Raw genomic sequence first — 2,545 nt, 5'->3', positions numbered from 1 at the left:
GCGCCCTCCGGCGCCTGCGCCGCGGTCCCCGCGCTGGCGGTGGGCCAGGTGCACACGGCCGGCCCCGCGGCGGGGCAGGCGCTCTGCGTGGAGCAGCCCGGCGACTACACGCTGGTCGCGTTCTACGGGGCAGACACGGAGGGCGACCCCCTCCCGGTGGAGGTGAGCGCGACGGGGATCCAGGCCGTGGCGCCGCAGCCGAGCCCCTCGCTGAACCCGTCCGGTGCCGCTGCATTCTCCCTGGGCGGGACGCCGCCGCCGCCGCTCCGCGTGAACACGGAGTTCGAGCGCAGGATCCGCATGCAGGAGCGGGCGCTGGGCGCGCTGGTGCAGGGCGGCGGGAGCGCTCGCTTCTCCGCGGCGGCCGCCCCGCCGGACGCGACCCGCCTCTACCTGTCCGTCGTGCGGACCCGCTGAGCCGGCCTCCCCACGCGCGGAACGCCCCCCGCGGCCCAGGGCCGCGGGGGGCGTTCTCATTGCTGGGGACCGGTGCGGATCACATCCCCGCGTACTTGAGCCCGCTCCCGGTGTTGAAGAGCACCACGGAGTCCTCCGCGCCGAGCACCCCGGTCTCCCGGAGGCGCGGGATCGCGGCCGCGGTGGCGGCGCCCTCGGGGGCGCAGAAGATCCCCGTCGCCGCGCCGACCACGGGGGTCCACGCCCGCATCTCCTCGTCCGCGACGGCCACGGCGGCCCCGCCGGAGGCGCGCACCGCGTCCAGGATCAGGAAGTCGCCGACGGCGCGGGGGACGCGCAGCCCGGAGGCGTAGGTGTGCGCGTCCACCCACGGCTCCGCGTCCGCGGAGCCGCGCTCCCAGGCGCGCACGATGGGCGCGCACCCGGCCGCCTGCACGGAGATCATCTTGGGACGCGCCGGCCCGATCCACCCCAGGCGCTCCATCTCGTCGAACGCCTTCCACATCCCCACCAGCCCCGTCCCCCCGCCGGTTGGGTAGACGATGGCGTCAGGGAGCGTCCACCCGAGCTGCTCCGCCACCTCGTACCCCATCGTCTTCTTCCCCTCGGCCCGGTACGGCTCCTTCAGGGTGGAGAGGTCGAACCAGCCGTGCTCGCGGGCCCCCTCCGCGACGCGCACCGCGCAGTCGGTGATCAGCCCGTCCAGCAGCTCCACCTCCGCGCCGAGCGCCCGCATCTCCTCCACGATGGGCGCGGGCGTGTCGCGCGGCACCACCACGTGCGCCCGCATCCCGGCCGCGGCGGCGTACGCGGCGGTGGCGCTCCCCGCGTTCCCGGCCGAGGGGAGCGCCACCGCGGACACGCCCAGCTCCTTCGCGCGCGACACCGCCATGCACAGGCCGCGGGCCTTGAACGAGGCGGTGGGGTTCTGCCCCTCGTCCTTGATCCACACCCGCCCGACGCCGAGCCGGTCCGCCAGGCGCGGCGTCTCGATCAGCGGGGTCCACCCTTCGCCGAGCCGGACGGCGTGGGCCGGGTCGCGCACCGGGAGCAGCTCGGCGTAGCGCCACAGGTCCGCGGAGCGCCCGGCCAGCTCCTCACGGCGCAGGGTGCGGCCGATCCGGTCCAGGTCGTAGCGGGCATAGAGCGGCTTCTGGCAGCAGGCGGAGAGGCGCTGCAGCTCCTCGCTCTCGTGGCGCGCTCCGCAGCGGGTGCACTCCAGGTGCGTGGCTCCGCCCGCGGGGATGGGGGTGGTTACGGTCATGTATGAGCGTTGCGTGATTGTTCGAGCTGCGAGTTCGCTTATCGCCGCGGGGGCCGAACCGCCACGATCGTGTCGACCGGGCCGCCGCACTCCCCGCACGCGGCCGCGCTCCCCTCGGCGTAGCGGCTGCAGGTGGGGCAGAGGGAGACCAGCGGGCCCTCGGCCTCCGGGGCGGCGGGGAGGAGGAAGGCGCTGCCGTCTCCCGCCACCATGCGCAGCGAAGGGCCGGTGTAGAAGTGGGCCAGCAGGTCGCGGAGGTCCACCTCGGCGGCGTTCGCGACCACGTCCTCGCGCGTCACCGCGGTGCGGTTGCGGAAGCGGGCGCGCTCGGCGGTCCAGGTGCGCTCCACGCCGGCTTCCGGCGACAGCGTCGCCGTCAGGCCGCGCGACTCCAGCGTGAACGGGACGGAAAGGCGGGCGCGCAGGCGCTGCGCGGCCTCCCCCACCGCCCCCGCGGGGGCGAGCTGAGCTCGGTTCGCGGGGTGGATGGACGCGTCCACGAAGATCTCGGCGCGCGCGTGCGACCAGAGCGGGGTGCGCAGGTCGCCCACGTCGGTCTCCGCCACGGCGGTCAGGTCGTACGGCCGATCGACGGTGCCCACCTCGATGCGCGTCCCCGTCACCCCGGGCGCGCCGTCCAGCGCCTCCAGCAGCGCGGCGGCGAGGAGGTCGCGGCGCTCGCGGTGCGCAAGCTCGGACCAGCGGTCGGGATCGGACAGCTCGGGCCTGGACATCGGTGGAGCGTCGCTGCGGGTTCCGGGTGGTCGTGAGCCCGGAAGATGCCCCGGCGGGAGCGCCCCGTCAACACGGCGGCGCGGACGCAGCGGAAAGGAAGAAGCGGGCGTGGAGGAGGGGGGGGGGGGG

At 75.9% G+C, this 2,545-nt stretch carries 3 protein-coding genes; 1 reads left to right on the top strand and 2 read right to left on the bottom strand.

Features of this window, described 5'->3' with window-relative positions:
* A partial coding sequence (locus VGR37_03075) for a hypothetical protein (protein HEV2146376.1) occupies positions 1 to 417 on the top strand: 417 nt, incomplete at its 5' end.
* 79 nt (positions 418 to 496) lie between these two features.
* On the opposite strand, the gene VGR37_03070 is transcribed toward VGR37_03075, so the two are convergent.
* Entirely contained in the window at positions 497 to 1,681 is a 1,185-nt protein-coding gene (locus VGR37_03070) for a threonine synthase (GenBank protein ID HEV2146375.1), read from the bottom strand.
* Positions 1,682 to 1,719: 38 nt separating this feature from the next.
* A complete protein-coding gene (locus VGR37_03065; GenBank protein ID HEV2146374.1) occupies positions 1,720 to 2,415 on the bottom strand; it encodes a hypothetical protein in 696 nt (231 codons plus the stop codon).
* Positions 2,416 to 2,545: the final 130 nt, after the last annotated feature.

The organism is Longimicrobiaceae bacterium (assembly GCA_035936415.1).
Lineage (GTDB): Bacteria > Gemmatimonadota > Gemmatimonadetes > Longimicrobiales > Longimicrobiaceae > JAFAYN01.
This window is presented reverse-complemented; position numbering and strand designations above follow the sequence as displayed.